Source organism: Duffyella gerundensis (assembly GCF_001517405.1).
Lineage (GTDB): Bacteria > Pseudomonadota > Gammaproteobacteria > Enterobacterales > Enterobacteriaceae > Duffyella > Duffyella gerundensis.
Genome location: NZ_LN907827.1, coordinates 2,457,416 through 2,482,318 on the forward strand (window position 1 = coordinate 2,457,416; position 24,903 = coordinate 2,482,318).

The 24,903-nt window shown below is 56.5% G+C and carries 24 protein-coding genes, 1 pseudogene and 1 other annotated feature; of the genes and pseudogenes, 14 read left to right on the plus strand and 11 right to left on the minus strand.

The genetic code is table 11. The features are described from left to right. The first annotated feature begins 296 nt into the window (after positions 1-296). Both EM595_RS11480 and EM595_RS21525 read left to right on the plus strand, forming a co-directional pair. Complete coding sequence (locus EM595_RS11480) at positions 297-677, plus strand: hypothetical protein (protein WP_067431949.1); 381 nt, start codon at positions 297-299, stop codon at positions 675-677. 94 nt (positions 678-771) lie between these two features. Further along, on the plus strand, positions 772-1,215 hold the full coding sequence (locus EM595_RS21525) for a hypothetical protein (protein WP_336606614.1): 444 nt from the start codon (positions 772-774) through the stop codon (positions 1,213-1,215). On the opposite strand, the gene EM595_RS21530 is transcribed toward EM595_RS21525, so the two are convergent. Then, entirely contained in the window at positions 1,212-1,751 is a 540-nt protein-coding gene (locus tag EM595_RS21530) for a hypothetical protein (protein WP_419190138.1), read from the minus strand. The genes EM595_RS21525 and EM595_RS21530 overlap by 4 nt on opposite strands. Positions 1,752-2,283: 532 nt before the next feature. Here EM595_RS21530 and EM595_RS11495 point away from each other — a divergent pair. Further along, entirely contained in the window at positions 2,284-2,475 is a 192-nt protein-coding gene (locus EM595_RS11495) for a helix-turn-helix transcriptional regulator (RefSeq protein WP_067431957.1), read from the plus strand. Here EM595_RS11495 and EM595_RS11500 read toward each other — a convergent pair. Next, a pseudogene (locus EM595_RS11500) lies at positions 2,456-3,638 on the minus strand (tyrosine-type recombinase/integrase). The gene EM595_RS11495 and the pseudogene EM595_RS11500 sit on opposite strands and share 20 nt — an antisense overlap. Positions 3,639-3,807: 169 nt before the next feature. On the opposite strand from EM595_RS11500, the gene sbcB reads away from it, so the two are divergent. Beyond that, positions 3,808-5,235: an exodeoxyribonuclease I gene (sbcB, locus tag EM595_RS11505; RefSeq protein ID WP_067431959.1), complete on the plus strand. Its 1,428-nt coding sequence runs from the start codon at positions 3,808-3,810 to the stop codon at positions 5,233-5,235. Between the two features lie 35 nt (positions 5,236-5,270). Here sbcB and EM595_RS11510 read toward each other — a convergent pair whose 3' ends face one another. The 5 genes from EM595_RS11510 to ltnD all read right to left on the minus strand — a co-directional run bounded on the left by EM595_RS11510 (position 5,271) and on the right by ltnD (position 10,277). Then, a complete protein-coding gene (locus EM595_RS11510; protein WP_067431963.1) occupies positions 5,271-6,626 on the minus strand; it encodes a GntP family transporter in 1,356 nt (451 codons plus the stop codon). 69 nt (positions 6,627-6,695) lie between these two features. Next, the gene (locus EM595_RS11515; protein WP_067431966.1) at positions 6,696-7,481 is read right to left on the minus strand and encodes an HPr family phosphocarrier protein; all 786 of its coding nucleotides are present in this window, start codon (positions 7,479-7,481) and stop codon (positions 6,696-6,698) included. A gap of 2 nt (positions 7,482-7,483) precedes the next feature. Beyond that, positions 7,484-8,107 carry a 3-oxo-tetronate 4-phosphate decarboxylase gene (gene otnC, locus EM595_RS11520; RefSeq protein ID WP_067431969.1) on the minus strand — a complete coding sequence of 208 codons (624 nt, stop codon included), beginning with the start codon at positions 8,105-8,107 and terminating at the stop codon, positions 7,484-7,486. After that, a complete protein-coding gene (gene otnK, locus EM595_RS11525) occupies positions 8,104-9,369 on the minus strand; it encodes a 3-oxo-tetronate kinase (protein WP_067431975.1) in 1,266 nt (421 codons plus the stop codon). Before otnK ends, otnC begins: the two co-directional genes overlap by 4 nt. Then, a complete protein-coding gene (ltnD, locus tag EM595_RS11530) occupies positions 9,366-10,277 on the minus strand; it encodes an L-threonate dehydrogenase (protein WP_071852516.1) in 912 nt (303 codons plus the stop codon). Before ltnD ends, otnK begins: the two co-directional genes overlap by 4 nt. 243 nt (positions 10,278-10,520) lie before the next feature. On the opposite strand from ltnD, the gene ygbI reads away from it, so the two are divergent. After that, on the plus strand, positions 10,521-11,282 hold the full coding sequence (ygbI, locus tag EM595_RS11535; protein ID WP_067431977.1) for a DNA-binding transcriptional repressor YgbI: 762 nt from the start codon (positions 10,521-10,523) through the stop codon (positions 11,280-11,282). Positions 11,283-11,328: 46 nt separating this feature from the next. On the opposite strand, the gene EM595_RS11540 is transcribed toward ygbI, so the two are convergent. From EM595_RS11540 to EM595_RS11550, 3 genes are all read right to left on the minus strand, one after another. Next, positions 11,329-12,687 carry an APC family permease gene (locus EM595_RS11540; RefSeq protein ID WP_067431979.1) on the minus strand — a complete coding sequence of 453 codons (1,359 nt, stop codon included), beginning with the start codon at positions 12,685-12,687 and terminating at the stop codon, positions 11,329-11,331. Positions 12,688-12,981: 294 nt separating this feature from the next. Continuing rightward, positions 12,982-14,280 carry a 4-aminobutyrate--2-oxoglutarate transaminase gene (gene gabT, locus EM595_RS11545; protein ID WP_067431982.1) on the minus strand — a complete coding sequence of 433 codons (1,299 nt, stop codon included), beginning with the start codon at positions 14,278-14,280 and terminating at the stop codon, positions 12,982-12,984. Between the two features lie 233 nt (positions 14,281-14,513). Beyond that, entirely contained in the window at positions 14,514-15,932 is a 1,419-nt protein-coding gene (locus EM595_RS11550) for a glutamine synthetase family protein (RefSeq protein WP_173645398.1), read from the minus strand. 207 nt (positions 15,933-16,139) lie between these two features. Here EM595_RS11550 and puuD point away from each other — a divergent pair, with 207 nt between their 5' ends. The 3 genes from puuD to EM595_RS11565 are packed head-to-tail and all read left to right on the plus strand — an operon-like array spanning position 16,140 to position 18,759. Beyond that, positions 16,140-16,904, plus strand: a complete 765-nt coding sequence (gene puuD, locus EM595_RS11555; RefSeq protein WP_067431988.1) for a gamma-glutamyl-gamma-aminobutyrate hydrolase — start codon at positions 16,140-16,142, stop codon at positions 16,902-16,904. Beyond that, positions 16,901-17,458, plus strand: a complete 558-nt coding sequence (gene puuR, locus EM595_RS11560) for an HTH-type transcriptional regulator PuuR (RefSeq protein WP_067431991.1) — start codon at positions 16,901-16,903, stop codon at positions 17,456-17,458. The genes puuD and puuR overlap by 4 nt, the downstream gene beginning before the upstream one ends. A 23-nt stretch (positions 17,459-17,481) precedes the next feature. Further along, on the plus strand, positions 17,482-18,759 hold the full coding sequence (locus EM595_RS11565) for an NAD(P)/FAD-dependent oxidoreductase (protein WP_082691690.1): 1,278 nt from the start codon (positions 17,482-17,484) through the stop codon (positions 18,757-18,759). Position 18,760: 1 nt separating this feature from the next. Here EM595_RS11565 and EM595_RS11570 read toward each other — a convergent pair whose 3' ends face one another. Next, positions 18,761-19,585, minus strand: coding sequence for an SDR family oxidoreductase (locus tag EM595_RS11570; RefSeq protein ID WP_067431996.1), 825 nt, complete (start codon positions 19,583-19,585; stop codon positions 18,761-18,763). 170 nt (positions 19,586-19,755) lie between these two features. Here EM595_RS11570 and hisL point away from each other — a divergent pair, with 170 nt between their 5' ends. The 6 genes from hisL to hisH all read left to right on the plus strand — a co-directional run bounded on the left by hisL (position 19,756) and on the right by hisH (position 24,901). Beyond that, positions 19,756-19,803 (plus strand): his operon leader peptide, encoded by a 48-nt coding sequence (hisL, locus tag EM595_RS21130; RefSeq protein WP_157883921.1) that lies wholly within the window; start codon positions 19,756-19,758, stop codon positions 19,801-19,803. Beyond that, positions 19,779-19,903 (plus strand) — a sequence feature (His leader region). (Overlaps the previous gene by 25 nt.) Before the next feature lie 55 nt (positions 19,904-19,958). Further along, a complete protein-coding gene (hisG, locus tag EM595_RS11575) occupies positions 19,959-20,858 on the plus strand; it encodes an ATP phosphoribosyltransferase (protein WP_067431998.1) in 900 nt (299 codons plus the stop codon). A gap of 4 nt (positions 20,859-20,862) precedes the next feature. Beyond that, on the plus strand, positions 20,863-22,170 hold the full coding sequence (gene hisD / locus EM595_RS11580; RefSeq protein ID WP_067432000.1) for a histidinol dehydrogenase: 1,308 nt from the start codon (positions 20,863-20,865) through the stop codon (positions 22,168-22,170). A gap of 3 nt (positions 22,171-22,173) precedes the next feature. Then, the gene (gene hisC, locus EM595_RS11585; RefSeq protein ID WP_067432004.1) at positions 22,174-23,247 is read left to right on the plus strand and encodes a histidinol-phosphate transaminase; all 1,074 of its coding nucleotides are present in this window, start codon (positions 22,174-22,176) and stop codon (positions 23,245-23,247) included. Then, on the plus strand, positions 23,244-24,311 hold the full coding sequence (gene hisB, locus EM595_RS11590) for a bifunctional histidinol-phosphatase/imidazoleglycerol-phosphate dehydratase HisB (RefSeq protein ID WP_067432007.1): 1,068 nt from the start codon (positions 23,244-23,246) through the stop codon (positions 24,309-24,311). Before hisC ends, hisB begins: the two co-directional genes overlap by 4 nt. Further along, the gene (gene hisH, locus EM595_RS11595; protein WP_067432009.1) at positions 24,311-24,901 is read left to right on the plus strand and encodes an imidazole glycerol phosphate synthase subunit HisH; all 591 of its coding nucleotides are present in this window, start codon (positions 24,311-24,313) and stop codon (positions 24,899-24,901) included. The genes hisB and hisH overlap by 1 nt, the downstream gene beginning before the upstream one ends. The last annotated feature ends 2 nt before the right edge of the window (positions 24,902-24,903 follow it).

A 24,903-nucleotide genomic window follows, 5' to 3' on the forward strand; every position in this document is an offset into this window, starting at 1 on the left:
CAAGAGAAAGCACTAATAAAGACGATTTATGAAGCCTATTCGATGATTTAAAGCTGTTAATTCTTAGTAGAATTTAACGTTCTAATATCACAATAGGGCATGGAATCATGAAAAACAGAAGCATAGGGATTTCAGTAGTATCGGGTTCAATCATCTTAGGAATAGCCGTGTTTTTTTCAGCAATGGTGAATAGTGGTCTTATTTTACAAAAAGAAAAGATACAGGCTAAATAAAGCATTTTGACCACTACCGTGGGTCATGTGAACTTAGGAAAAGTCTATAGTGAAAGTAGAGGTATGAACATCACTCTACGGAATGCAGAAGAAAAAACACCGGCAGCAATAAACTTGATAGACGTTGACCCTAACAACTTTTCAAAAGAACTTCATGCAGCTCTGGGGAAAATTGCTAAGGATGTCAATGACAGCCGGGGGCTCACTGGTGACGAAGCAATAACACCCGAACATTTATCAAGTAAAGTTTCTTTTAAGTTAAATATAAAAACTTACTTGAATTACAGATCTGAATATATACCAATGTATACACTCATGATCAAGGATGAAGATATAATCATTGACAAGAATCAAAACTTTGAGAGCAAAATAATAGCTGAAGCACAAAGAATTGCAAAAGATAGTTCAATCCAGTTCTTAGTAAGCAGTTTTATTAAAACTTAAAAGTAAACACTTATAATTTAATAGATAGTTTATTAATTTAAATCAAGGCCGGATTAACATCCGGATTTTTTATTGTTTAAAAAAGGAGAATCAGATGGGGGAAATCATAGATTTAGCATTGCTTGACGTGCAGCCTGAACAGGTGCCAACTTTGTATGTAGAGAACGGCCTAGAAAAATTTCTCGACCAGATTCGCCTGCAGGTAAACGAAGTGCCGGATTTGAGCACTGCTAAAGGTCGTGCTCGAGTTGCTTCTCTGGCAGCGCAGGTTTCCCGCAGCAAGACGGCTGTTGAAAAACCGGGCCGCGAGTTCCTGAAACGTCTGAAGGAACAGCCAAAGATTTTCGAGACCGAGTTGCGCCGGTTCATTATTAAGTGCGATTCGCTGCGTGATGAAGTCCGCCGCCCTCTTACGGAATGGGAACAGGAACGGATTGCCGCCGAGCAAGCTGCTGAAGCAGAGCGCCAGCGCATCGAAGCCGACAGGCCGCCGCAGCGGAAGCGCTCAAAAAACAGGTTGAAACTGACCATGAATTAGCTCTGTTGCTCAACGATAAGTTTGACCGTGAGGCAGCAGAGGTCAAAGCAGAAGCAGAGCGCCAGCACATTGCGCGTGAAGAAGAGCTGAAGCGTCAGGCGGCAGAGCAAGCCCGTCGTGAAGTGGAAGAAACCGCACAGCGTGAGCGCGAGGCCGCGGCTCAACGTGAAGCCGCTCTCAAGGCTCAGGCAGAACAGGCAGAGCGCGATCGCATTGCAGCGCTGGAGCGTGCAGAACGCGAAGCAAAGGAAGCAGCCGAGAAGGCGGAGCGCCAGCTTATCGAAGCGAAGCAACGCGCCGAGCTTGAGAAGCAGGAAGCTATCGAAGCTGAGCGCCGGCAGGCAGCCGAAGCAGAAGCGGCACGCCTGGCTGAAAAAAAGCGCATCGCCGATGAAGCGGCTGCGCGCGCAGCCAACGAGGCGCATCGTAAAAAAATTGGGACAGCAGTCGTTAGTGCTCTTATGGAATGCGCAGGGCTTAATCGCGTTCAGGCTATCGACGTCCTTATGCAGATTAAAGACGGAAATATCCCTCACACCTCAATCACCTACTGATTTAACCAGTTATCAACACCAAGGAATCACCCATGCAGACTTACGCCGTCGCTGGGGCTACCCACATGGATGGATTCAGCTTTAACATGTCACAACTCGACCGAATCATCCGCCGCCTCTGCACTGGCTTGCGCGCCCTTCTCAACTTACTGGAGAGCCAGCCATGAAGATTAGCTATCTCAAACGAGCGTAACCGCGACCGAATCTGGCTTGTTGCCTACGCCTCGGGCAAGCATGGCATAGCCTGGTGCAGAGCGAGAAAGGGAGAGCATCGGCACAATCTGGAGGACTAGCCGGGCTGGCAACATTTGCAGAATGGCGGAGAGGAAGTCCTTAGCCTGAATGCCGACCCAGATTACGTCGAGTGGCTGCAACTGCATTCAGCATCCTGACTAAATCATTATGAACACCATTTCCTTTCCTGCCTCCCCCCGGCTGAGTTCTGGTTATGGCTTGGACTCGACCTTTTAATTATCACTGTATTCAGCGGCGGCAGACCGCCAGAGGAGTAACTATGTCTTCAGTAAAACTTATTCAGGAAGAGGAAGTGATGAAAAAGTTGCACGTCACTTCACGCACAACTATGTGGAAATATTGCCAGATGCATAATTTCCCGAAGCCTGTCAGAACGCGCCCCAAGCCGTATCTTGAAAGCGCGGTTGATGACTGGATAATTAATGGCGGAACTAATCAGAAAGCTTCCTGATATGCCAGAACAGCTTATCTGCATGAAGCTCATACGCCGTGCGCTGATCTTCAATCCAATCATGTTTTTTGTAGACGGCCATCACCCCGCCCAACTCATGTCCAAGCATTTTCTCCGTAACATGCGGCTGGACGCCATCCTCGGAAAGGCGCGTTACCAATGTTCTTCTGAAATCATGTGCGCGCCAGTAGCCGATATCCATTCCCTCCCGAATCCGAAGCATGTAGCGATTCGCCGCGGATATGGTTATCGGCTGTTTTATGTCTGCCCCTGGAAACAAAATCTGATCGTAAGTTTCCATCGCGCGCTCAAGTAGCGGTTTGATCTGCTCAAAGATGGGCCGACGAATCACAGTATTCATCTTGCTGTGCTCTTTGGGCACGGTCCAGACTCCCTCCTCAAGATCAAACTCCTTCCTTTCCGCCAGGCGCAATTCAGATACCCTCGATCCCCACAAAATCAGCATTTGATGCAGAAGTTTATTAGAGGTGGCAGCCGTGCTTCTTTCTATTCCAACCCAAATTCTGGCGAGCTCGCTGTACGTTAAAACCCTGCTTCCCGTCTCTGACCTGACACCAACATCACGCGGACTTATACGCATAATTGCGCAGCTATCGATAACTTGACGCCTGATGCACCAGTTTAAGGCTGTCCTCGCTTGAGATAGCAGCTGGCGCGCCCGGCGTGGGTTCTCCTTTTCCTGCCGGGAGAAGAAATCAACCCACTGCTTGACGGATATTTCGCTGATTGGCCTGCCGGGGAAGGCATCTGAAAGATGCTTGATCACGGTGGATGTGTACAGAGCCTGCGTCTTGGGTCTCAGTGGAACATCAACATACTGCTCTTTCCAGTATTTGAGACAATCGCCGACGGTCATCGTGTCATCACCCGTCATCTTCTCAAGGTGTGTCCTCGGATCTTTACCGGCGCTATAAAGCTGGCCGTAGCTCCTCAGCGAGGTTCCTTGCATCTTTCAGGCTGAGCGATGGGTATCGGCCCAACCCAAGCCTGTGAGGTTTTCCGCCCCACCGGTAACGATACTGAAACGTGATAACGCCTTTGGGAGAGTTACGCGCGCTCAGGCCATCCGCATCCGAAACTTCTGGAGAGCCTGAATATGGTTTACCATGTAGAGAAGGAAGTTTAGTGTCGCTTAAAAGCATAATTATTTTTTGTACGCAGTAAAAATCGGCTTTTTTCCAACTGCTTACATAATGTTGTATGGACTATAGCGAACATCAAAGAACACATGAGAGCGCAGGCGGGCATTCAAATCGAAATTGTCACTGCGCTTTCAATACGTTAGCAAACAGATGTGAACGGATAAAAAATTTGGCAAACCAAAACGTACAACCTACCTTCCTTTTCCACGATTATGAGACCTTCGGCAAGAGCCCGTCGCTGGATCGGCCGGCGCAGTTTGCCGGTATCCGTACCGATATGGATTTCAATATCATCGGTGAGCCGGAGGTGTTTTATTGCCAGCCCGCGGATGATTATCTGCCGCAGCCGGAGGCGGTGATGATCACCGGCATTACGCCACAGCTGGCGAAGGCGCGCGGCATCAGTGAAGTGGAGTTTGCGGCGCGGATTCATGCGCTGTTTACGGTGCCGGGCACCTGCGTGGTGGGCTACAACAACGTGCGTTTTGATGATGAAGTGACGCGCAATATCTTTTATCGCAACTTCTACGATCCTTACGCCTGGAGCTGGCAAAACGGTAATTCGCGCTGGGATCTGCTCGACGTGATGCGCGCCTGCTATGCGCTGCGCCCCGATGGCATTAACTGGCCGGAAAATGAAGAAGGCTTTCCCAGCTTCCGCCTTGAGCTGCTGACCAAAGCCAACGGCGTGGCGCATGAAAATGCGCACGATGCGATGTCAGATGTGTACGCCACTATCGCCATGGCCAGGCTGGTAAAAGAGAAGCAGCCCAAACTATTCGACTTCCTGTTTAGCCATCGCAACAAGCAGAAACTCAATACGCTGATTGATATCCCGCAGATGAAACCGCTGCTGCATATTTCCGGCATGTTTGGCGCCTGGCGCGGCAATACCAGTTGGATCGCGCCGCTGGCCTGGCATCCGGAAAATCGTAACGCGCTGATTGTTTGCGATCTGGCTGGCGATATTACGCCCTTGCTGACGCTGGATGCCGACGCCCTGCGCGAGCGGCTTTATACTCGCGCCGATGCGCTGAACGGTGAAGCGGCGGTGCCGATCAAGCTGGTGCACATCAATAAATGCCCGGTGCTGGCGCCCGCCAATACGCTGCGGCCGGAAGATGCGCAACGGTTGGACATCGATCGCCAGCACTGCCTGAATAATCTGGCAACGCTGCGCCAGCAAAGCGACATCCGTGAAAAAGTGGTGGCGCTGTTTGCTGAAGCTGAACCGTTTACCCCGTCCGAGGATGTTGACGCGCAGATCTATAACGGCTTTTTCAGTGATGCCGATAAAGCCGCCATGACCATTTTGCAGCAGACTGAGGCGAAGAATCTGCCAGCGCTGGATCTGACGTTCAACGATGCGCGCATTGAGAAATTGCTGTTTCGCTACCGGGCGCGCAACTTTCCCGGCACGCTGGATGATGCTGAACAGCAGCGCTGGTTGCAGCATCGTCGGGAAGTGTTGAATCCGGAGCGGGTGCAGAGTTTCCTGCTGGAGCTTGAGTCGCTGGCCAGCCTGCATGAGGCGGACAGCGATAAGATAGCGCAGCTGAAAGCGCTGTATGAGTACGCGCGCGAACTGGTTTCGTAACGAATAATCCCCTCGGCTGAGGGGATTATTTTGCCTTATACCATCGCCCAGACCAACCAGGTCAGGGCAAAACCGCAGACGCCCATCATCGTGGTGAGCACCGTCCAGGTGCGCAGGCCATCGGCGACCGACAGGCCAAGATAGCGCGTGACCACCCAAAATCCGGCGTCATTAACGTGCGATAATCCGAGGCCGCCGAAGCAGGCCGCCAGCGTAATCAACACCCGTTGCATCTCACTGACGCCGGTTAGCGCCTGTGCCAGCAGGCCGCTGGTGGTGAGAATGGCGACCGTGGCCGACCCCTGGGAGGCGCGCAGCGCCAGCGACAGGATAAACGCCGCGGGCATCAGGGGCAGATGCAGCGCCTCCAGCGTCAGGGCCAGCGCGTTACCGACGCCCGACTCCACCAGCACTTTGCCGAAAGCGCCGCCCGCGCCCGCCACCAGAATCACACTGGCAGAACCAGGAATAGCGTGGGCAGTAAGCTGCTCCAGCTTGTCTTTGCTCCAGCCGCGGCGCAGCCCCAACAGCCAGGCGGCCAGCGCCAGCGCAATCAGCAGCGCAATCGGCGGTGTGCCGATCACCGTCATCACTTTGCGCAGCATGCTGGCTTCATCCAGCAGCGTGTGCGACAGCGTGCCCAGCACGATCAATACAATCGGCACCACGATCAGTCCGCTAATGGTCAGCGCACCCGGCGGTGCAGGCTCATGTTTTTTCGGTGCGCCTTCTGGCTTCGCCATCTGCAATTGCTCAAGGACCTCAACGCTAAGCTGAAAATGGCGGCGGTTCATCAGCTTCGCCACGTAATAACCGACAATGCCCACCGGAATCGAAATCACGATGCCAAGCATCATCAGCCAGCCCATATCGGTATGCAGAATACCCGCCGCCGCTGCTGCGCCCGGATGGGTTGGCAAGGCGACATGCACCGTTAACATTACGCCCGCCATCGGCAAACCAAACTTCAGCGGCGAGACGCGCGCCACCTTGGTAAAGCCATAAATCAGCGGAATCACGATGATAAAGCCGACCTCGAAAAACACCGGAATCCCAAGGATAAACGCCGCCATGGTCAGCGCGGCCACCGTGCGCTTGATACCCAGCGATTTGCTGAAGCGCTGCGCCAGCGACTCAGCGCCGCCGGAGGCTTCGATCACCGCGCCGAGCATGGCGCCCAGCACGATGATAATGGTGATATGCCCGAGCAATCCGCCCATGCCGCTGGTGATCGTTTCCATGATTTTTTCAGCGGGAATGCCGGTGGCGATCGCCACAAACAGGCTCACTATCAGCAAGGCAACAAAAGGATGAACTTTGGCTTTAATAACCAGCAGCAGCAAAATGACAATGCTGGCGGTCGCAATGGCTAACAGCAACGCGGTCGACATGGTAAACCTCAGGAAAAGTTTTGTTATCAGCAGACAGGAACGGGGCAGCAGTTGCCTGCCGCCCTGGCGTTAACGGCGCGTTGCCCACGGCTGAAACCAGCCCAGGCCGTCCAGCGTGTTGCCGCGGGGAAAGTATTCACAGCCGATCCAGCCGCGGTATCCCACCTCATCAAGCAACGCAAACAGCCACGGATAGTTAATCTCGCCGCTGTCCGGTTCATGCCGATCGGGCGCAGAAGCGATCTGCACGTGGCGATAGCAGCCAGCAAAGTGGCGAATCAGGTGACTGAGGTTGCCGTCAACCAACTGCGCATGGAACAGATCCAGCTGGGTATAGACGCCAGGCCGATCGATGCGCTTTACCATCTCCAGCGTCTGATACTGGCTGGCATAGAGATAGTTGGGTTTGGTCAGCGGGTTCAGCGCCTCAATCAGCAGATCGATGTTGTACGGTGCAAAGCGCTCGGCGGCGTAGCGCATATTGCTGATGAACGTCTGGCAAAAGGCTTCACGATCGGCACCCTCTGGCAGCGTGGCCGCCATGATGTGTACCTGCGGACAATGGAGTGCACGCGCATATTCCAGCGCGCGATCGATATCCGCTCGCGCCTCCGCTTCGCGTCCCGGAATGGCAGATACGCCCCACTCGCCCGCCGCGACGTTGCCTGGTGCGGTATTAAACAGCACCAGCTGCAGCTGATTCTCGTTCAGCAACTGCTTCAGCTGCGCCGCCGGATATTCATAGGGGAACAGAAATTCCACCGCCTCGAAGCCCGCAGCGGCAGCCGCAGCAAAGCGTTCGATAAAAGGCAGTTCGGTGAACTGTGTCGACAGGTTAGCCGCAAACTTTGGCATGATTAGCTCCTTAATTCCGCGACTTCGCCGTCGGTGAGATAACGCACAGGCCGATCGCCAAGGGTGAAGATCAGGCGCGCCGTCTCCTCCAGCTCCTCGGTATTATCTGCCGCCTCACGTAACGAACCGCCGACCACCACCGAGCCGTGATTCGCCAGCAGGAAACCCCGATAGCGCGGCGCCAGCACGGCGAGATCTTCCGCCAGCCGCACGTCACCTGGCCGATAATAGGGCACCACCGGCACATCGCCGACGCGCATCACCACATAGGGCGTGAAAGGTTTAATGCAGTTGTTGGTATCAAGATCCTGCAGGCAAGAGAGCGCGGTAAGGTAATGGCTGTGCAGATGCACCACCGCTTTGCAGGTAGGATTATTCAGATAGAGCGCGCGATGAAAGGCGATCTCTTTGGATGGCTTATCGCCCGCCAGCCACTCGCCCTGCAGCGTCACGGTAGACAGGTTTTCTGCCTGCAGCTCGCCGAGGCAGGAGCCGGTTGGCGTGGCCAGCAAACGGCCATCCTCCAGTAATACCGAGAGGTTGCCCGCCGAGCCGGTGGCGTAGCCACGCTGGAACAGCGACGCGCCAAGCTGCACCATCTCCTGTCGTGCCTGTTGTTCAGTCATAGTGGAAACTCCGTTTGTGCCCGCGCAAAGAATTGCTCATCGCCAAAATTGCCCGATTTCAGTGCCAGCGACAGCGGCTGATCGATATCGCGTACCCAGGGCACGCCCGGCGAAATGGTGGGGCCGATATGAAAGCCGGTCACGCCCAGACTTTGCGCCACCACACCGGAGGTTTCGCCACCGGCGACAATGAAGCGCTGCCAGCCACGGCTTTTGAGTTCGCGCGCCACGGCGGCAAACAGCTGCTCCACCGCTTCGCTGCTGCGTGCGGCGCCGTAGCGCTGCTGAATGGTTTGTAGCTGCTGCGCGTCGGCGGTGGCGTAGAGCAGCGGCGCCAGCGGCTGATGCGTGTTGGCCTCAACCCAGTCACAAAGCAGTTGAGCATAGCTTTCGACCTGTTGCAGGCACGCTTCCACGTCCACTTCCCGCGCCGGTGCCTGTTGGCGATAGGCACTGACCTGGCGATTGGTCATCTGCGAACAGGAACCGGAGATCACCACCGCCCGATCGCCACGCGGTCTGCCCGCCTGCTCTGCCTGAAGATTCACCGTGCTGTTATTGGCCCACTGCCGCGCCAGGCCAATCGCCAGGCCAGAACCGCCGGTCACCAGCCGCATCTCGCGCAACGCTTCGCCCTGCACCAGCAGATGCTGTTCGTGTAACGCATCCAGCACCACGTAACGAACCTGCTGCTGCGCCAGCGCCGTGAGCTGCTCACGCACCGCCCCGGCGCCGCGATCCAGCGTGGTGGCGCCGATCACCGCCGCCTTGCCGTGCGCCTGCTGTTCCATCAGTCGCGGCAGATAGCTGTCAGTCATCGGCGTGACCGGATGATGGCGCATGCCGGAGTCAGAGAGCAGCTGGTCATTCACAAACAGGTAGCCCTGATAGACCGTGCGGCCGTTAACCGGCAACGCCGGAGAGATCACCGTTAAAGTTTCATCCAGCGCCGCCAGCAGCGCATCGGTCACCGGGCCGATGTTGCCCGTGGCGGTGCTGTCAAAGGTGGAGCAATACTTAAAGTAAAAGCGATCGCAGCCCTGCTGTTGCAGCCAGCTCAGCGCCGCCAGCGACTGGCTAATCGCCTGCGCCGGCGAGCAGGAACGTGATTTCAGGCTGACAACAATCGCCTGTGCATTCACCTTTTCATCGCCCTGCGGCACGCCGTTAAACTGAATGGTGGCGAGGCCGTTCTGCACCAGAAAGCTGGCGATGTCGGTGGCGCCGGTAAAATCATCGGCGATAACGCCTAAACGGCTCATGCCTCCCCCTTTGCCTGCGGCAGCGTGATGCCACTAAAAATCTTGATCACCGCGCTGTCATCTTCCCGACCATATCCGGCGTTGCTCGCTTCGGTAAACATATTGAGCGCGGTCGAGGCCAGCGGCAGAGGGAAATGCAGCGACTTGGCGGTTTCTGCTACCAGGTTAAGATCTTTCACAAAGATATCGACCGCGGATTTCGGACTGTAGTCGCCGTCCACCACGTGCTGCATGCGGTTTTCAAACATCCACGAATTACCGGCGGCATTGGTCACCACGTCATACATGGTTGCCAGCGGAATGCCCGCCCGGGCCGCCAGCGCCATCGCCTCGGCGCCTACCGCGATATGCACACCCGCCAACAGCTGATGAATAATTTTGACCGTTGAACCGAGACCGATCTCAGTGCCGACGCGATAGACTTTGGCGGCGATGGCATCCAGCACCGGCTGCAGGCGGGCAAAGGCGTCGTCGCTGCCGGAAGCCATTACCGTCATGTCGCCGGTAGCCGCTTTAGCCGCACCGCCGGATACCGGCGCATCCAGCATCACCAGCTGATGTTCCGCCAGCTGCTGGGCAAACGCCTGCGCATCGGCAGCTGAAATGGTGGAGGAGATCATCACTACGGTGCCCGGCTTCAGGCTGGCGGCCAGTCCGTTGTCACCAAACAGGATGGCGCGCACCTGTTGCGCATTAACCACCAGCAGCAGGACCGCGTCGAGCTCGGCGGCAAAGTCATGAGCGGCAGGCTGCGCATCGCGCCCGCCCGCCTGACGTAGCGTCTCCAGCGCCGTGGGATTGAGATCGGCGCCCCAGGTGTTGAGACCTGCGCGAATACAGGATTGCGCTGCGCCCATGCCCATGGAGCCCAGACCGATTACACAGATGTTGCGAACTGTTGAAAGCACATGCGCCTCCGCTGTTAAATTAAGTGATTATTTGTTTGTTACTGTTAATCCTGGCAGAGAAGCGGCGCAATAAACGTGCTCAACCTCACAATAATTAACACATATGGCCGCTAATTTTCACAGGAGTTAACAGAAAAGCGCAGGAATACCGACTAAAACTGCCGCTGGCAGCGGTGATTTTCGCTGGCGTCGGTGCGCTGTTACATTACAATGTGAAAAAATGATAACGCAGGGGGGTAAGCAGTGATTCCCGTAGAACGACATCAACAAATTCTGGCGCTGGTGGCTGAACGCGGCGTGGTAAGCATCAGCGAGCTGACCGAACGGCTTGGCGTGTCGCATATGACCATTCGGCGTGATGTGCAAAAGCTGGAGGAACAAGGTGCGGTGCTGTCGGTATCGGGTGGCGTGCGAACGGCGGAGCGGCTGGCGGCAGAGCCATCACATCTGGCAAAAAGTGCCATGTACAACGATGAAAAGCGGGCGATTGGCCTGCTGGCGGCACAGCACATTCCGCGTCACAGCTGCATTTATCTTGATGCTGGCACCACCACGCTGGCGCTGGCGCGTCAGTTAACCGAACGTGATGATCTGCTGGTGGTGACCAACGACTTTGAGATTGCCAATCTGCTGATTGACAGCAGCGGTTGCCGGGTGATTCACACCGGCGGCATCGTCTGCCGGGAGAATCGCTCCTGCGTCGGCCATGCGGCGGCGGCGGCCTTGCGCCATCTGGCGATCGATATCGCCTTTATTTCCGCCTCCTGCTGGGGCCCGCGCGGCATTTTCACGCCGGATGAAGACAAGGTCACGGTGAAACAAACGGTAAGCGAGGTTAGCAGCAAACGCGTGCTGCTGAGCGACAGCTCCAAATACAACAAGATTGCCACCTGGCTGGCGCTGCCGCTGGCGACGTTTGATGTGATTATTACCGATTCGCAGCTGAGCGCCACGGCAAAGGAGAATGTAGGTAAGGGGAACGGGGAACTGCTACTGGCGGGATGAATGATTTCGCCCCGCAGCATGGCGGGGCGAAAGATCGGACTATCGCTTACAGCTCTTCGCTGTATTGCGGCACCGGATTGCGGAAGCTACGGGTAACGAATGCCAGGTAAATAATACCCAACGTCGCCCACACCAGGCCGAGAACCATTGAGCTCTCTTCCAGGTTAACCCACAGCGCGCCCACGGTCAGCGCGCCCATCAACGGCAGCACCAGATACTGGAAGTGCTCTTTCAGCGTTTTGTTACGCTTCTCACGGATCCAGAACTGTGAAATAACCGACAGGTTCACAAAGGTGAACGCCACCAGCGCACCAAAGTTAATCAGCGCCGTCGCGGTAACCAGGTCAAACCAGATAGCGCTTAATGCCACCAGGCCTACCAGAATCACGTTGAAGGTCGGCGTGTGCCATTTCGGGCTGATATAACCGAAGAAACGCTCCGGGAAGACGCCGTCACGGCCCATCACGTACATCAGGCGCGAAACGCCCGCGTGCGCGGCCATACCGGATGCCAGCACGGTTACGCAGGAGAAGATCAGGATGCCAAACTGGAAGGTGCGACCCGCCACGTAAAGCATGATTTCTGGCTGCGATGCGTCCGGATCTTTAAAGCGCGTGATATCCGGGAAGTAGAGCTGCAGGAAGTAAGAGACCACGATAAAGATCACGCCACCGAACAGCGCGGTGAGGAAAATCGCCCGTGGAATGGTGCGCTCTGCGTCTTTGGTCTCTTCCGACAGCGAACTGATGCCATCAAAACCAAGGAACGAGAAGCAGAGAATGGTCGCGCCGGTGATCATCGGCACGACATGCGCGTCCTCAGACCAGAATGGACGGCTGCTGACCAGCGTACCGGCACCTTCGCCGTGCGCTACGCCGTACACGACCATCACCATCAGCGCGATCATGACTGCAACCTGCAGCACAACAATGACGCTGTTGAAGTTAGCCACGGTCTTGATGCCCTTGAGGTTGGACAGGGTCATAAAGCCGACTAACGCCACCACGAATATCCACGAAGGCACCGCGGGAACCAGCGCTTCGAAATAGATTTTCGCCAGCAGGATGTTGATCATTGGCATGATCAAATAATCGAGCAGCGATGACCAACCCACCATAAAGCCTACGTGCGGGCTGATCGATTTTTGTGCATAGGTATAGGCTGAACCGGCGGACGGGAAACGGCGCACCAGCTTGCCATAGCTCACCGCGGTGAACAGGATGGCAATTAACGCAAAGGCGTAAGCGGTCGCGACGTGGCCGTCGGTGAGGCCCGATACAATGCCGAAGGTATCAAACAGGGTCATTGGCTGCATGTATGCAAGGCCAATCATTACCACCGGCAGTAAAGTCAGAGTTTTTTTCAGATGGGCACCTTGAGGTGCGGCAGACTGTTTATGCGTCATGATTCAGACTCCCCATAGCAGCAACCTTGCTGGATTGCCCCACAGGGAAATTTCGCGCGAGGCGAAAGAAAGGATATGAGTTAGCGGCCAGCGTGGCGCCATAATCATCACGGAGTCGACCAGCCATAGCTGGTGCAAGGTTAACAAAGTGACCCATTGTACTTTTCCTTAACATGACACGTTTTGCGTGCTTTTTTAGTGAGTATCTATCCGGAACGTTGTCCGGCCTCAGCGATGGTAAATTCACAGAAACATGCAAAAAAATAACCGGCGCGGGTAGCGTCGGTTATTTTTTCATTTTGCAGGGCGCGTATTTTGCACCATTCGCAGTGATGAATACAAGACGTTCAGGCCTTCCTCGATAATTTCTTTACTGGCGGTCAGCGGAATCAGAAAACGGATCACGTTACCGCGTACGCCGCAGGAGAGTAGCACCAGCCCCTGACGGCCCGCTTCCTGCACCAGCGCCTGCGTCAGCAGCTTGTCCGGACGCTGCCGATCGCCCGCTTCCACCAGCTCCATCGCCACCATTGCGCCGCAGCCACGCACGTCGCCGATGCAGTCAAATTCGCTGGCCATTGCGTGCAGCGCCGCCTGTAACAGCTCGCCCTGCTGCTCCGCGCGCTGGTTCAACTGTTCCTCTTCAATGATCTCCAGCACCGCCAGCGCGGCGGCAATGCCGATCGGTGAGCCAGCGTAGGTGCCGCCAAGCCCGCCAGGCAGCGCTTTTTGCATCAGCTCACGACGGCCAACAATCGCCGAAAGCGGAAAACCACCGGCAAGACTTTTCGCCATAGTCATGATATCCGGCTCCACGCCGCTGTGCTCAATGGCAAAGGTTTTACCGGTGCGGCAGAAGCCGCTCTGAATCTCATCGGCAATCAGTACGATGCCGTGCTCGTCACACAGCTTTCGCAGCTGGCGCAGAAAATCGGATGAGGCAGCATAAAAACCGCCCTCGCCCTGAACCGGCTCAATAATGATCGCGGCGACATCGTCGGGCGCCACGTCAGCGGCAAAAATGCCCTGCAGCGCGCCCAGCGCCTGATTGTCTGAAATACCCAGATAGCTGGCGGGGTACGGCGCATGAAAAATGCCGCCTGGAAACGGGCCGTAACCTTTTTTATAGGGCTGCACCTTGCCGGTCAGCGCCATGCCCAACAGCGTGCGGCCATGAAAACCGCCGCGAAAGGCGATGATCGCGCTGCGTCCGGTAGCAATGCGCGCCACCTTGATAGCATTTTCCACCGCTTCGGCACCGGTCGACATTAGCAGTGTTTGCGTGGGCGCCTGAATCGGCACCAGCGCATTAAGCTTTTCCGCCAGCTCAACGTAGCTGCCGTACGGCGTAACCTGAAAACAGGGATGCGTGAACTGCTCCAGCTGCGCCTGCACCGCGGCAATGACCTTTGGATGGTTATGGCCGGTGTTCAACACCGCAATGCCGGACGCAAAATCGATGTGACGCCGCCCTTCCACGTCCCACAGCTCGGCGTTGCGTGCTTTGGCGAGATAACAGTTCAGCGCGCTGGCTACGCCGGGTGTGACTGCCGCCTCGCGACGGGACTGCCACTGATGATTAGAGTGCGACATGCTGAACTCCTTGCGCCGGGAGGCCTGAAATTGGGGATCAACAGCGGGTTGCCTGTAACGGCGGCTTATATAAAGCACCTCATCCGCCAGCCTGATTTGCTGCCTCCCTGCGGCCTGGGTCAGAAAAAACGCGCGGCGATGCTGCCTGCCCCGCAGGATGCCGGACGGTGCAACATACCGCCATGGCTTTACGGGTCAGGCGCAGGTTTTAACCGCCGACCATGCGCACTGGCTCAGGCATTTTTCAGCATCCAGTCGATTTCGGTGGCGGTGATTAACCGCTCAAAATGCATCATTTCGTGATGTTTGCAGCGATACCAGACGAAACCGAACCGATCGCCCAGCAGCTTGCGCAGCGCGTGACTCTCTTCAAAGGCGAGCAGCGCATCGCTCTGACGAATCGGTAGCGGATTGCCATCGGCTTCATGGCCATTGCCGGTAACCGGGTGCGGCAGCGGCAACTGGTTATCAAGCCCGTGCAGAATACCGGCAAGTATTGCCGCCATGACCAGATAGGGGTTGGCATCGGCGCCCGCAACACGGTATTCCACGCGATGATTTTCCACGTCGCCACAGGGAATGCGTAGCGCCACGGTTCGGTTGTTATGCCCCCAGGAGGCCTGCAAAGGCACAAAAGATTCCGGTAAAAAGCGGCGGTAGGCGTTGACGTTCGGTGCCAGCAGCGCCATAGAGGCGGGCATCAAATCGATCATCCCGGCCAGCGCGCGTTTCAACAGCGGCGAATCGCTGCCGTCGTCGCTGGCCAGCGCATTATGATCGGCGGCATCCAGCATGCTGATATGCACATGCATTCCGCTGCCTGCGTACTCTTCATAGGGCTTGGCCATGAAAGTGGCGGTCATGCCGTGTTTTTCAGCCACCTGCCGCACCAGTCGCTTGAGCTGAATGGCATGATCGCAGGCGCTTAACACGTTGCGCGTGTGATGCAGGTTGATTTCGAACTGCCCTGGCGACGCCTCTGCCAGCGCGCCATCGGCAGGAATGCCCTGCAAACGTGCCAGCTCATCAATCTCGCTGAGCACTGCGGAAAAGTGATCGAGATTATCCACCGAATAGACCTGCGACTGCATGTTGCGATCGTCGCTGCCCGGCGTACAGGGCGGCTGGATAAAGCCTTCGGCATCGCGGATTTTATCCACCAGATAGAACTCCAGCTCTACCGCTACCACCGGAAACAATCCCCGGTTGCGCAAGCGCTGCCAGAGGTGATTGAGTACGTTTCGGGGTTCAACGTCAAAGGGAGTGCCATCTTGATTGCGCATGGTGAGTAGAATTTGCGCCAGATGGTGAGGATCGGTAGCGGAGGGAACCAGCGTATCGGCAACCGGCAAACAGATGTTGTCCGGTTCGCCCATCGACTGGCCAAGACCGGCGGCTTCCACCGTGTTGCCCAGAATGTCCATGGCGAACACCGAGGCGGGAAAATAGCAGCCCTTTTCCAGCTTTGCCAGGCTGGCAACCGGAATGCGCTTGCCGCGAAAAACACCGTTTAAATCATTGAGAAGAATATCGACGTGCTGCGTTTCAGGATAGCGTTCCAGGTAAGTTTGCACTTCGCGCTGGAACGCGCTGGTTCGTTTCTCTTCACTGTGCCGCGTGAAGTCTTCTACTTCGACAAGATTGGTCATGATCCCACCCGCCCTTTACCGTTTTTGAAGGTTGCGCGATGCTCAAAAAAACAGCCACTTCTCTAACATAGCGCCTCCCTAAAAAGTGTGCAAATGTAACATTATTGTTTGAATATCCACCGGTGCGTTGCTAGATTGACAATATATTGCACAGATTTACAGCAAAAGGGCTTTTTCGGAAGAAATTTTGAACAGTGCGCAGGAGAGGCGATGGGCATTATTTTTAACAAGCCGTTGATTGGCGTAATAATGTGCCAAATCGACATGCAAGGTCATCCCAGCCAGATGGTGCATAACAAATACCTTGATGCCATCCTGCTGGCGGGCGGTATTCCGCTGGCGCTGCCGCACGGCTTGCTGGCAGCACCCGATTTGCTTGAGCAGGCGCTGGCTCCGCTTAGCGGCATTCTGTTAACCGGCAGCCCCAGTAATATCGAACCCTGGCACTATGGTGAATCTGGCGATGAGCCGTACGCCGATCCCGGCCGCGATAAGCTCGCCTTCGCGCTGATTAATGCGCTGATTGCACATCGCACGCCGCTGCTGGCCATCTGCCGTGGCTTGCAGGAGCTGGTGGTGGCCACTGGCGGCACACTGCATCGTCAGCTTCATGTGCAGCCGGGTTTACGCGATCATCGCGAAGACGGCACCTTATCGCTGGATGAACAATATGCCCCTGCGCACGATATTGTTATCGAGCCGGATGGTCTGCTGCAGGAACTGGTGGCTGGCGAAACCGCTTTTTGGGTTAATTCGCTGCACCAGCAAGGCATTAAAACGCTGGGACCCTCGTTGCGCAGTGAAGCGCGTAGCGCCGATGGCCTGATTGAAGCGGTGAGCCTGCGCGATCATCCGTTTGCGCTGGGGGTGCAGTGGCATCCGGAATGGCACGCCGCTGAATCACTGCTGTCACAACAGCTGTTCGGCGGCTTTATCCGCGCCAGCCAGCGTTATCAGCAGGACGCACGACCATGAGCGAAGTCACCCTGGCGCCCGGACGGCGCCTGTCGCAGATTCGTCAGGAAAAAGGTTTATCGCAGCGGCGCGTGGCCGAGCTTTCCGGGCTGACGCACAGCGCCATCAGCACCATTGAGCAGGACAAGGTTAGCCCGGCGGTAAGCACGCTGCAAAAGCTGCTCAAGGTCTATAACCTGTCGTTGTCGGAATTTTTCTCTGAACCGGTGATCGCCACAGCGCCAAAAGTGGTGATTCGGCCCGAGGATCTGATCGATATTGGCGGTCAGGGCGTCTCACTGAAGCTGATCCACAATGGTAATGCTCTGCGCACGCTGGCGATGCTGTTGGAAACCTATGAGCCCGGTGCCACCACCGGCGAGAAGATTCGGCATCAGGGAGAAGAGACCGGCACCCTGCTGGAGGGCGAAATTATCCTGACGGTTGGCGGCCAGCGTTATCACCTCTGTGCTGGCGAAAGTTATGTCATTGATACCGGGCAGCCGCACAGTTTCAGTAATCTGTCCGCAACGCCGTGCCGCATCGTTAGCGCCCACACGCCCGCCACGTTTTAGGCGGTTTTCCAGCCGAGGTCATGATGAAACATATCGAGAGTTTTTACGCGGCGACCGCCAATGACCACGACGACTGGCCGCGGCTGGAAGAGTCGATTCAGACCGATGTCTGCATCATTGGCGGCGGCTTTACCGGCCTCTCTTCTGCGCTGTTTCTCACCGAAGCGGGTTATGACGTGGTGGTGCTGGAAGCGGCGCGCGTTGGCTATGGTGCCAGCGGCCGTAACGGCGGTCAGGTAGTTAATTCTTACAGCCGCGATATCGACGTTATTGAACAGCGCTATGGCGCAGAAAGCGCGCGCATGCTGGGCAGCATGATGTTCGAAGGCGCAGCGATCATCCGCGATCGCATCGATCGTTACGCGATCGCCTGTGATTATCGTCCCGGCGGCATTTTCGCCGCGCTGAATAACCGGCAGCTGAATCACCTGCGGGCGCAGAAAGCCCGCTGGGAACATTACGGCAATCATCAACTGGAACTGCTGGACGAAACCGGCATTCGACGCGAAGTTGCCTCAGAGCGCTACGTTGGCGGGCTGCTCGATCTGCAGGGCGGCCATCTGCATCCGTTAAACCTCGCGCTTGGCGAAGCCGAAGCGATTCGCCGTCACGGCGGCCGCATCTATGAGTTTTCCGCCGCCACGGCCATTGATTACGGCAACCCGAACCGTGTTAAAACCGCCAGCGGTGAAGTCACCGCGAAATTTGTGATTTTTGCTGGCAATGCCTACATTTCGCCGCAGGTCGAGCCGCGTCTGAGTGGCAAAAGCATGCCCTGCGGTTCGCAGATTATCACCACCGAACCGTTGAGCCGCGATCAGGCGCTGAGCCTGCTGCCGAACAATTACTGCGTGGAAGATTGTAACTATCTGCTCGATTATTTCCGTCTTACTGCCGATAATCGCCTGCTCTACGGCGGCGGTGTGATCTACGGCGCCCGCGAGCCGCAGGATATCGACAACCTGATTTTGCCCAAACTGCTGCGCACTTTCCCGCAGTTGCAGGGGGTGAAAATCAGCCATCGCTGGAGTGGAAACTTCCTGCTGACGCTGTCGCGCATGCCGCATTTTGGTCGGCTGGAGCACAACACCTATTTTATGCAGGGCGACAGCGGCCACGGCGTGACCTTTACTCATCTGGCAGGAAAGCTGATTGCTGAAACGCTGCGCGGCGACGCCGAACGCTTCGACGCCTTCGCTAACATCCCGCACCTGCCCTTCCCCGGCGGCCGACGCTTCAAGGTGCCGCTGACCGCCATGGGCGCGGTGTGGTACGCGCTGAGGGACAGATTGGGGGTGTGAATTAACCCAGTGGCATCACCGTTGGATCGCTGTAACTGTACTCAAACCCCAGCTCGTGACAAATTTTTCCGCCGTCGATCACTTTGCCTGGCTCACCCGGATCGGCGACAAAGGTGGGCGCGGTCAACCCCAGCTGTTTTGCCACTGTCGGATAAAACTGGTTGCGTGCCGGATGCTGAGGCGCGCAGAGGTTATAAACGTGCCCGCCTTTTGGGGTTTGCAGCAGCAGGATGATGGCATTGATCACATCATCAAGGTGCACCAGATTGACCCCCTGCCCGCCATCCTGCAGATCGGTTTTGCCTGCAAGAAAGCGGCCCGGATGACGATTGGGCCCCACCAGCCCCGCCAGACGTAGAATATCCACTGAGGTATTTGGCAAACCGTGCAGCCAGTTTTCCAGCTCCACCAACGTTTTGCCCGCTACGGTTTCCGGCACCAGCTCGCTGCTTTCTTTCATCACGCCCGCACCTTTGCCATAAACCGAGGTTGAGCTGGTGAACAGGATACGCGGCACGTTGTAAGCCAGCGCGCTATCGACGATGTTCTGCACCGCCTGCATATATTTCTCCCCGCCTTCCACCGTGCGGCTGGCGGGCAGCGTCACAATCAGAACATCCACTTTAAGCAGTGATTCGAGCTCATCGGCATCGCACACAATTTCAGGTGTCAGTTCCAACTGGCAGGCATCAATGCCACAGCGGCGCGCGGCATCCACACCGTCGGGCGTGGTTTTGGTGCCGCTAACCTGCCAGCCACGCGCGGCCAGCGCTATGGCTAACGGCATGCCCAGCCAACCCAGGCCAACAATCGCTACCTTTTTCATCCTTTATTCCTCTTTAAGACGGTTCTTGGCTTAAGCTACGTCAGCCCGCCGTGGCTGACAATGGCTGATTGTTTCCATCCGGTAACATGCTGAAAAAAAGGGTTGCCTTCGTTGGCTAATCTGGTTAGGTTAATTGGCAGACTAATGAATAGACATTCACACGGATTTATATGACCAGCGTACAGTTCACCCACCATCATCACCATCACCCTGACTAGTCTTTCAGGCGATGAGTGCTGGAAGACGTTTAGGATCTTCCAGTGGCGCGAACAACGCAAAGAGAGCCCCCGGAAGATTATCTTCCGGGGGTTTTTTTATGGGCTGACGTAAAACATCCGCCAGCCATCAACAGGATTTTATGAGGACAGGACCGATGTTAGATAACACCCGTTTACGCATAGCTATGCAGAAATCTGGCCGTTTAAGCGATGAATCACGCGAATTGCTGACGCGCTGCGGCATCAAAATCAATCTGCAGGAGCAGCGTTTGATCGCCTTCGCTGAGAACATGCCTATCGATATCCTGCGCGTGCGCGATGACGATATTCCAGGTCTGGTGATGGACGGTGTGGTTGACCTCGGCATTATTGGCGAAAACGTACTCGAAGAAGAGTTGCTGGACCGTCGTGCTCAGGGCGATGATCCGCGTTACTTTACCCTGCGCCGCCTTGATTTCGGCGGCTGCCGTCTGTCGCTGGCGATGCCGGTTGATGAAGAGTACACCGGCCCGCAGTGTCTGGAAAACGCCCGCATCGCGACCTCCTATCCCCACATCCTGAAGCAATATCTGGACAAGAAAGGCATTCCTTTTAAATCCTGCCTGCTGAACGGTTCGGTTGAGGTGGCACCGCGTGCCGGTCTGGCCGATGCCATTTGCGATCTGGTCTCTACCGGCGCCACGCTGGAAGCCAATGGCCTGCGCGAAGTCGATGTTATTTATCGTTCCAAAGCGGTGCTGATTCAGCGTGACGGCGAAATGTCCGCCGCCAAGCAGGAGCTGATCGACAAGCTGATGACGCGCATTCAGGGCGTCATCAAAGCGCGCGAATCAAAATACATCATGCTGCACGCGCCAAGCGATCGTCTGGAAGAGGTGATTGGTCTGCTGCCGGGCGCTGAACGTCCAACCGTGCTGCCGCTGGCGGGCGACAAGAGCCGCGTGGCGATGCACATGGTCAGCAGCGAAACGCTGTTCTGGGAAACCATGGAAAAACTGAAGGCGCTGGGTGCCAGCTCCATTCTGGTATTGCCAATTGAGAAGATGATGGAGTAAGACGATGAGCGCATTCAATACCCTTATTGACTGGAATCAGTGCAGTGACGAGCAACAGCAACGTCTGCTGATGCGCCCGGCGATTTCTGCGTCTGATGCCATTACGCAGACGGTGCGCACCATCCTTGACAAGGTGAAAGCGGAAGGCGACGACGCCCTGCGTTATTACAGCGCCACCTTCGATAAAACTCAGGTCGATGCGTTGCGCGTGTCGCAGGCGGAGATCGACGCGGCGTCCGCGCGCCTTGATGACAAGGTCAAACAGGCGATGGCGATCGCCGTACGCAATATCGAGACCTTTCACGTCGCCCAGCAGCTGCCGGCTGTGGATATCGAAACGCAGCCTGGCGTGCGCTGCCAGCAGGTAACGCGCCCGGTGCGCTCGGTTGGCCTTTATATTCCTGGCGGCTCTGCGCCGCTATTTTCTACCGTATTAATGTTGGCGACGCCTGCCCGCATCGCCGGTTGTGGTCGCGTGGTGCTCTGTTCCCCGCCGCCAGTGGCTGATGAAATTCTGTATGCGGCACAGCTGTGTGGCGTCCAGGAAGTGTTTCAGGTTGGCGGCGCGCAGGCGATTGCTGCGCTGGCACTGGGTACCGAATCGGTGCCTAAAGTGGATAAGATCTTTGGCCCGGGTAACGCCTGGGTAACCGAAGCCAAGCGCCAGGTGAGCCAGCGTCTGGATGGCGCGGCGATCGATATGCCTGCGGGTCCATCTGAAGTGCTGGTGATTGCCGATGCTGAAGCCACACCCGATTTTGTCGCCTCCGATCTGCTTTCACAGGCGGAACACGGTCCCGATTCACAGGTGATTCTTCTCACGCCATCTGCCGAGCTGGCGACGGCGGTAGCTGAAGCAGTAGAGCGCCAGCTGGCGCAACTGCCGCGTGCGGAAACCGCCCGTAAGGCGCTGGAGAGCAGCCGCCTGATTGTGGCCCGCGATCTGGCGCAGTGCATAGAGATATCCAATCGCTACGGCCCTGAGCACCTGATCATCCAGACGCGCCAGGCGCGTGACTGGGTGGAGAGCATCACCAGCGCTGGTTCAGTGTTTCTCGGCGACTGGTCGCCCGAATCGGCAGGCGACTACGCCTCCGGCACCAACCACGTGCTGCCAACTTACGGTTATACCGCCACCTGCTCGAGCCTTGGCCTGGCCGATTTCCAGAAGCGTATGACGGTGCAGGAGCTGACGCCGCAGGGCTTTTTGCAGCTGGCGCCGACGATTGAAACCCTGGCTGCTGCCGAGCAGCTGATTGCCCACAAAAATGCCGTTACGCTGCGCGTTGCCGCCCTTAAGGAGAAAGCATGACCGATATCACTGCGCTGGCCGGCCAACGTGCGCGACTTAACGCCTTACCAGTCGGCGCGCCGCCTGGGTGGTAACGGCGACGTCTGGCTGAATGCCAACGAGTTTCCACTGCCGGTGCCGTTTGAGCTGTCGCAAAATACGCTGAATCGCTATCCGGAATGTCAGCCGAAGTTGGTGATCGAGCGCTACGCCCGTTATGCCGGTTTGCAACCCGATCAGGTGCTGGTGAGCCGCGGTGCCGATGAAGGCATTGAGCTGCTGATGCGCGCCTTCTGTGAACCAGGCAAAGATGCGATTCTGTTCTGCCCGCCGACCTACGGCATGTACAGCGTCAGCGCGGAGACCATCGGGATTGAATACCGTACCGTGGCGGCCACCGATAACTGGCAGCTGAACCTGCCTGCTATCGCTGAACAACTGGATGGCGTCAAGCTGGTCTATATGTGCAGCCCGAACAATCCTACCGGCAATCTGATCAGCGCTGACGATATTCGCCAGCTGCTGGAGATGACGCGCGGCAAGGCGCTGCTGATTGCCGATGAAGCTTATATTGAGTTCTGTCCACAGGCGACGCTGGCGAGCTGGCTGGCGGAGTATCCGCATCTGGTGATTCTGCGCACGCTGTCCAAAGCCTTTGCGCTGGCCGGTCTGCGCTGCGGTTTTACTCTGGCGAATCCGCCGGTGATCGATCTGCTGATGAAGGTGATTGCACCCTATCCGCTTTCCACGCCGGTGGCAGACATTGCCGGCCAGGCATTAAGCGATGACGGCATTACGCTGATGCGCCAGCATGTCGCGCAGCTGAACGATAATCGCCAGTGGCTGATCGATGCGCTGCGTCAGTGCGCCTGCGTGGAGCAGGTTTTCGCCAGCGAAACCAACTATGTTCTGGCGCGCTTTAGCGATTCTCCCACTATCTTTAAAACCTTGTGGGATCAGGGCATTATTTTGCGCGATCAAAACAAACAGCCGGGGCTGGCGGGATGCTTACGCATTTCTATCGGTACCCGCGACGAGTGCGAACGCGTTATCGCTGCACTGCAACTTTTATCCGGCGCTTCCAGGGAGCACGCATGAGCCAGAAAACGCTTTTTATTGACCGCGACGGCACCATTATTTCTGAGCCGCCCGAAGATTTTCAGGTCGACCGTATGGACAAGCTCGCCTTTGAGCCGGATGCCATTCCAGCGCTGTTGAAGCTGCAGAAAGCGGGCTATCAGCTGGTGATGATCACCAATCAGGATGGTTTAGGTACCAGCAGCTTTCCGCAGGCGGATTTTGATGGCCCACACAACCTGATGATGCAGATCCTCACTTCGCAGGGCATCACCTTCAGCGATGTGCTGATCTGCCCGCATAAGCCGGAAGATCACTGCGACTGCCGCAAGCCTAAGGTCAAAATGGTGGAAGCCTGGCTCACTGACGGTGCGCTGGATAAGGCCAATAGCTATGTGATCGGCGACCGGGCTACTGATATCGAGCTGGCCGAAAACATGGGCATTCAGGGTCTGCGTTACGGTAACGAGAACCTCGACTGGAACACGATTGCCGCGCAGCTGACCAAACGCGATCGTCATGCGCTGGTGGAACGCAACACCAAAGAGACGCAAATCAAAGTAGAAGTCTGGCTGGATCGCGAAGGCGGTAGCCGCTTTAACACCGGCGTTGGCTTCTTTGACCATATGCTGGATCAGATCGCCACCCATGGCGGCTTTCGCATGAACATTGAGGTGAAAGGCGATCTCTATATTGACGATCACCACACCGTGGAAGATACCGGCCTTGCGCTGGGTGAAGCGCTGCTGAAAGCGCTGGGCGATAAGCGTGGCATCGGCCGCTTCGGTTTTGTATTGCCGATGGACGAATGCCTGGCGCGCTGCGCGCTGGATATCTCCGGCCGGCCGCATCTCGAATACAAGGCGGAGTTTACCTATCAGCGCGTCGGCGATCTGAGTACCGAAATGGTTGAGCACTTCTTCCGCTCGCTCTCTTACACCATGGCGAGCACGCTGCACCTGAAAACCAAAGGCAAGAACGATCATCACCGCGTGGAGAGCCTGTTTAAGGCCTTTGGCCGCACGCTGCGCCAGGCGATTCGCGTTGAAGGCAACACGCTGCCAAGCTCGAAGGGAGTGCTGTAATGGATATTGTGATTCTCGATACCGGCTGCGCCAATCTCTCTTCGGTGAAATGGGCGGTGCAGCGTCTGGGTTATGAGCCGCAGGTCAGCCGCGAGGCGGATATCGTGCTTAATGCCGATAAGCTGTTTTTGCCGGGCGTTGGCACGGCCCAGGCGGCAATGGATCAGCTGCGTGAACGTGAGCTGATCGACCTGATTAAAGCCTGTACTCAGCCGGTGCTGGGCATCTGCCTTGGCATGCAGCTGCTGGGCGCTGCCAGCGATGAGAATGGCGGCGTACCGACGCTGGGCATTATCGAACAGCCGGTGGCGCTGATGAACACCCACGACCTGCCGCTGCCGCACATGGGCTGGAACCAGATTTCTTCACAGGCGGGGCATCATCTGTTTCGCGGTATCGATGAAGAAGCCTATTTTTACTTCGTCCACAGCTACGCCATGCCGGTTAACGCCAGCACCATCGCCCAGTGCCATTACGGCGAAGCCTTTACCGCCGCGGTGCAGAAAGATAATTTTTACGGCGTGCAGTTCCACCCTGAGCGCTCCGGCAAAGCGGGCGCGCAGTTGCTGAAGAACTTCCTGGAGATGTAAGG